General features: G+C 58.9%; 5 protein-coding genes and 1 pseudogene. All 6 read right to left on the reverse strand.

Going from position 1 to position 6,041, the window contains the following annotated elements:
- The coding region (locus CG50_RS15825; protein WP_245615766.1) for an AAA family ATPase at nucleotides 1-292 on the reverse strand (292 nt) is incomplete at its 3' end.
- Between the two features lie 404 nt (nucleotides 293-696).
- Nucleotides 697-2,079, reverse strand: a complete 1,383-nt coding sequence (locus tag CG50_RS15830) for a hypothetical protein (RefSeq protein WP_036640576.1) — start codon at nucleotides 2,077-2,079, stop codon at nucleotides 697-699.
- A gap of 6 nt (nucleotides 2,080-2,085) precedes the next feature.
- A pseudogene (locus CG50_RS17560) lies at nucleotides 2,086-2,502 on the reverse strand (TniQ family protein); the annotation flags it as partial.
- Nucleotides 2,499-3,452: an ATP-binding protein gene (locus CG50_RS15835; RefSeq protein WP_036640581.1), complete on the reverse strand. Its 954-nt coding sequence runs from the start codon at nucleotides 3,450-3,452 to the stop codon at nucleotides 2,499-2,501. The gene CG50_RS15835 and the pseudogene CG50_RS17560, both read right to left, overlap by 4 nt.
- A complete protein-coding gene (locus CG50_RS15840) occupies nucleotides 3,442-5,586 on the reverse strand; it encodes a DDE-type integrase/transposase/recombinase (RefSeq protein ID WP_036640579.1) in 2,145 nt (714 codons plus the stop codon). The genes CG50_RS15835 and CG50_RS15840 overlap by 11 nt, the downstream gene beginning before the upstream one ends.
- Nucleotides 5,583-6,041: TnsA endonuclease N-terminal domain-containing protein (locus CG50_RS15845; RefSeq protein ID WP_245615767.1), on the reverse strand; the 459-nt coding region annotated here is incomplete at its 5' end. The genes CG50_RS15845 and CG50_RS15840, both read right to left, overlap by 4 nt.

A 6,041-nucleotide genomic window follows, 5' to 3' on the forward strand; every position in this document is an offset into this window, starting at 1 on the left:
GGCTCAGGTAGCCCATGATGTCGGGAATGCCTCGGTCGAAGATCACGGGGCGTGAGAGTGCCTGAGCGTCCTCGTAGGCGCGGAGGCCGCGCTCAAGCATCAGTTCGGCATAGGCCATGCGGTCCGCCCAAGGGAGGGCGTCTCCGCCGCTGGCCGTCTCTTCGCGGATGATCGCGCGGCCGGCTTCGGGGATCGTATGAAAGCCGCGGCGGGCGAGCTCGGTGATCAGGCTGGTCTTGCCCGCGACCCAAGGCCGCCCGTCACGACGAAGAAATGGTCGCTCATGGGCCATCCTCGGATTTGACAGGGGAAAGCGCTGCGAAGCGATCAACACGCCACGGGCGCGGATCAAAGTAGCAAGAATTTTCGTAGGGAAAACAACACCCGTCTGCGCCGCAGAGGCAAATCCTCTGACGAGAAATGCAGAACTATCTAGTGCTTTTCAAGATTGGGAAGAGGCACATAGTTTTGCCTATGAGGGGCGAAATTTCCTTTTGAATTCAGCACACCGAAATCTCGATGCTGAACTGAAGCTGCCTTTTTCGTCAGATAAGGTTGCCCTTGGAAAGACATGAAAAAAGCCGACGCAGTGGTCGGCTTTTTTCAATGTTCTCTGTGTCGGAAGGACTTGGGGATGAATTCACGGGCGGGCGCCCTACCAGGCAAGCGGCCCCACCGGCATTCCTGCCCTCATCTCTAATTCACATCGCGGCGGCGAAAAATGATCCGGTTGTTGCCGTTGAAAACGAGTGGTTCGACGCCGTTTTTGTAGAGCTCGCGGCAAAGATTGGCGGTATCGCGTCGCAGCTCACGAGCAAGATCGGCAGCAGAGATGTACTGCTCGCCAAACGCTGTGACGGAGGCCTCATCGACCACCAGCCAGCGTTCGGAGGACCTTTCGGTTTTCGGAGCAGCACTCAGGTAGCCTGCGTTCACCAGGTTGCGGATTGTTGCGGTGTCGACCCCGAGCTTACCGGCAGCTTCCGACATGCTGATCGCACCAGCTGAGCTCTGACCTATGGCCGTTTTTACCCGCTCTACAGATATCAGAAAATCGTCGAACCTTGGAGATACGCCCGCCGCGCAGCGTAGCGGAATGTCGTGTTCGAAAATCAGATGCAGGAGTTCGACGGTCGAACATTGGCACACGGGCGTGGCCGCGATGAGAGAGACCTCATCATTGGCCGGTTCCAACTCGGGGCGTGTTTGGCGGCACAAGCGACCGAGAAAAGCGTCGAGATCTTCCCTCTGGAAATACGGCGCGTTTCGGGCCATCTCTCCGGCCTTCTTGACGAGCCTCTCCACGACGAAAGTGCGCAGCAGGTGGATGTCCAGCCCAAGATAGTCTGCCGCGTCGAACCCGCGGAGTAGCCCATTGGTTTCATCGGCGAGTTGCTGCAGCGTCTCCCGCGAAGGGTAGCGACGATAGGTGATTGCACCGGATTTACCCGATTTCGAGATGTCGCCACGCTCCAAGAGCTTGTGGCGCAGCATCCGTTCGTCGATGCCGTAGGCCTTCGCGCCTTTTCGAAGGGAATATACCCGTTGCCTTTCACACCGTATCCGCAGGACTGTGCTACCGACAAGCACGGGATAGGTCCGCAGGATGTAGTCGAAGACCCTCTGGCGGATGTCATTGAAAGCGGCATCATCCTCACGCTGGGACAGCCAGGTCAGGAAAGAACCGGCAATCGCACCGTAGGTGTGACAGCCAGGGCCTGCCTTCATGCGAAGCTCTTCAAGCGCTGCGACCATCTGATCGGGCCCGTTGCGTAGGACGTCGTATCCTGCAGCACCGGCCTCAAGCCATTGTCGTTCGGTCGTTTCCGTTCGACTGGCTTTCGGACCTCGCGTCAGCAAAAGGCCGAAATTCTCGCAAAGCTGTGCCGCGACATGGAAATCCAGCGTGTCGAGCCAACATCCCATGGAAATGCCATCCAGTCGGCCAAGGAGGTAACGTTCCAGAGATCGCGCGCCCTCGGTAACGATCTGAATGTTGCCCATGTCCATATTGTCGACCATCCGCGCGAAATCATAGCTGTGCTTGTGATGCGAGGGAGGCGGGACCTCGATTAACATGCAAGAATGCTGGGCGCAGGTCCGGATTGAAGTGAGTTGCCATGCCCCGAGATGAAACGGGCCATGGGCACCCTGCTCTGACAAAGCTTTAGCGGCACATTTCGGGCATCCTCTGATCGTGCTTCGGCTGTAGGCCGTGAACCTCGGGGCGTCCGCTCCCAGCTGATAATTCGTCTTCGACGGGGCGTGGGGCGTCCATTTGCGGAGTGTGGTGGGATCACACCCTGCAAGTGCGGCAACCCGCTCGATCTCCACCGGATCACCGACCTTCAGGGCGCGATATGAAATGCTCATGTCGGCACAGAAGGATTGAAGACTCGCCGTGCCATTCTTTCGCGCGATGCGGGACGCAAGCGACGTCGCGCTTTCTCCGGGCACCGGGGTAACGTGCAGGGGAAGAGGCTTGAGGTGTGACAATATCATCTGCGGTTCTCCCGAGAAAACACCTGACGGGCGTCGATGCGCATGAAGTCTGGCACGACAAAAGGATTGAACTCGGCATCGCAAGAGGTCCTCCGATGGTACGCCCTGATGAAATTGCGCCGGTTCAGTGTCTTCTGGCCCTGCAGGTAGGCGTCCTCGATGGCGTCGAGGATCAGGACGATGGTGATGCCAAACTGGTTTGCCGCAGCATGGACCACGCGTTCGCCGTGGGATAATTCCAGAACGTCATCCTCTGGTTCGAGCTTCGCCAGTTCGCAGTAGTTCTCGAGCAGGTCGAGGATATCTTCGCCATATGCAGCAGGGGATAGGCTCTCGAACCGAACGGCCTTCATACGACGGGCAAGCTGATGGTCGTGGTTGAGGATGTCTTCCAGCTCGTTTGTGCCCGACAGAATGATCCCGACTGGCCACTCGGGGTCCGTCATCAGGGTCTTCAGCATGGATGTCACTGAATCCAGCTCGTGCTTGGTGCCCCGCGACGCCAGGTCTTGCGCCTCGTCGAGGTGCACGAAAAGGACACGCCGCTCCTTGAGGTGATGTTGGACCAGGTCCCAGATGTACCAGGCATGGCGATCTGCACCGATGGGGTAGCCAAGCGCCCGAAGGAGCATCTGCCCGACGAACTTCAGCGTTGCGGGTGATGGCACCCGCAAGCTGATGATGGTTGAATCTCCGTATCCCCGATCAGCCAGCCTCTGCCCTTCTTGGGCAAGAAGATGGGTGATTGCCGCGCTTTTTCCGGCCCCGGATTGTCCGGACAGGGCAAGCCCTTGCGCCTCACTGATGCGGCCGGTCTGAATGTCTACGAGCCTTTTCTCGGCGAGAATGGAGAACCCTTCTGCCAGTGGAACGAAGCGCTCGTGATCGACGAAATACCCCTTCAGTTCAGCGACCCTTTGTGCAGCTTGGGTGATCAGATCATTTCCCATCATTGAACCCCCAGCGTCTGCGGTTCTTGCGTCTCGTTCGACGCTCGGAGACCGGCCTGCTATCGTCGCCGTCCGGCTTCCGTGATGTGTCCGTTGGCGAAGTAATGGAGATTGCGTCATTGAGCAGGTCATTACTCGGCGGCATATATCCCAACCGCTGCTCATCAGAGCGGAGCGGATAGTGCAGGGCCGCATCTGCGCGGGCGACTTCCACGTCGGTCACATGGAAAGGTGTCAAGGCGCGCAGCGCGAATGCGCGGCGGTTTGCGTCCGATATCCGCGCAATAGCCCTCTGGACCTTGGGCGCGTCCAACTTCGCAGCACGCGCATGTGTGTGACGAACGGCCCGAACGCCCTCACGCAGATCATCGAAGCTCACACCCTCGAAACCGGGCTGATTGGCGAGTGCCGGGTACCAAGTTGCGCCGACCTTGACGGCGATCCACCCAATGTCCTGCAGATCGGCCCTGATTTCCACCTCCCGAATGGGGGAATGCAGATGGGCTTCCCGCAGCGCCTCGCAGCTATAGCTAAGCGCCGAGAACAGCACGCCCTCGTCGTTGAGTTTCCGCGTCATCGGCCTGCCGAATGCTTTCCTGAGGGTCAAGCCATCCGGAACCGGAGGTGTCCCGTGTTCTGCCACCAGCCGCTTCCAGGCGGCATTCGGGGTTTCCCCTTTCAGCGAGCCATGTGGCTGGTTGTGGTAGATATCAACGATATAGGTCAGCAGGACCTTGATCAGATCGTCGTCGCAAAGACAGGCGAGCATCTCGGAGGGATAGTCGCCACGATCCACCGTGTCGAAGAAGGTCCGACCTGCCAGCAGCGGCATGAGCTGATGCCCGAGAGTGCGGAAGAAGGACTCGATGTGACCCCGCATCCAGGGAATTCCGGCGGGCGGCAGGTGCGACGTGATCCCGAGCGAAGCCACCGTCGTCTGGAAAGCATCCGAGACAAAGGCTGGCCCCATGTCGGTCACGAGGGTCCCAATCCCGCCATGGTGATGCCATGTGCTTTCGCATTCGGCCGCTTGGGCCAGTGGGGTCTTGTCCTCGAAAACCAGCCGCAGCGCGCGGATTGCATCATCCGCGTTCGGGTTGTCAGCCAGCCGCATCGACACGACGCATTTGGTGGCGCAGTCGATTGCAATGTAGAGCCAGCGTCGTCCGGCCTCGAATTTCTCCTGCCGATCCGGCGGCAGGTGATCCCAGATGCCGGTCAGCGTCAGCAACGATATGACGTCGAGTTTGTTTTCATCCATCTCGACCCGCTCCATGGGGCGTACGACATCAGGACCGTTGCCACTCATGGTAAAATGTCGAGCCGCAGCTGCAGCACCATTCCGCTTGGCGTAGAGGTAGAATGGATCGGCCATATCGAGGCGACGTCGGATACTTGCGGCCGACGGAACGACCATAGGAGGCACCCCGGCGTCAGCACGTTTTCGGTTCTCCTCATCGAAAAGCGCTTGGGTTTGCTTGATCGCTTGGACCTTTGTCCGGCGCTGCGTGTCGGCGTAAATCTCGATGACCTGATTCATCAGAGCTACAGATCGCGGACACCAAATCCGTGTCCGGTTCCCGGAACGATAGGTCTCGGGGATAAGCGCAAGTGGTGAGTAACTCGCAGATTGATAAGCACGTACCCATTGAAACGCAGTTCGGCTACCCGGAAGGTTGCGTACGATGACGTCTTTACCTGGTCTAGCTTTCTTGGCTGCAGCGGCGCCTTCACCGACAAGCCGCTGCGTTTCTGCGGCTAATCGTGGGCGCGCGCTGTCGTAGCTTTCTTGGGTGCGCTTGATTTCATCTTGTGCCTCTAAGGTCAGGAAAGCATCGCAGACCGCTTTCCGCCAAATCACCAGTCTGCCGATCTGTTCCGGCAATTCACTGATGACTTCGACCGGCTTGTTTAGCCTCATCTCCTGCGTAGCCCGGTCGAAGTAGCCGGCAAAATACGTTGTGTCCGGCCGACGCATCATCTCGGCGAGCTCTTGGTGGGAAAAAGACTCCGTGATCCCCGGCTGGCCAACGCGCTCGAAGGTGCCTCCGATGTCATTGATCTCAATGGGACGCATGGCGACCCCTGCCGTGGTGATCATGTCAGAGCTTGAGAAGCGAAAACGCATGGTCATGCCGCCACCTCCGTCAGAGAGGGGCGCGACCAGGCAAGCGAGCGCGCCGCTTCAGCGGCAGCCTGTCGGTTAATGTGCTGGTCCGTGACGAGCAGCACGCGATCTGCAAATGATTTGGTAACTGCCGCAGAGACAGCTTCGAGCTCGGATACAAAGTTCAGCTTCAGCACACGCTGCATGGGTTTAATGGCCACAGCGATGCGCTCCCCGTCCGTTTTTGTGACCAAGAAATCGAAGACGTGCCGCGCGTGGCGGCCATCGCTACCAACATAAGAAATCGCCGGAGGCTGTTCGCGGATGTGGTGCACGTCGTCGCGTACCAACATCAGACAGAGAAAGGCGTATTCGAGCGCACTCTCGAAGTGGATGATGCGCGGGCGCTCGAAGCCGGGCAGCAGTGCGACCATCGAGCCACGGAGGCTCCCTGAGGTGGACCCCGAAAACCGGACACTCTG

Origin of the sequence: Paenirhodobacter enshiensis (assembly GCF_000740785.1) — a bacterium.
GTDB classification, from domain to species: Bacteria; Pseudomonadota; Alphaproteobacteria; order Rhodobacterales; family Rhodobacteraceae; genus Rhodobacter; species Rhodobacter enshiensis.

What these genes read in the sequence shown, in the direction of transcription:
- CG50_RS15830 (WP_036640576.1), bottom strand. Translation starts at nt 2,079, where the DNA reads ATGTTAATCGAGGTCCCGCCTCCCTCGCATCACAAGCACAGCTATGAT.
- CG50_RS15835 (WP_036640581.1), bottom strand. Translation starts at nt 3,452, where the DNA reads ATGGGAAATGATCTGATCACCCAAGCTGCACAAAGGGTCGCTGAACTG.
- CG50_RS15840 (WP_036640579.1), bottom strand. Translation starts at nt 5,586, where the DNA reads ATGACCATGCGTTTTCGCTTCTCAAGCTCTGACATGATCACCACGGCA.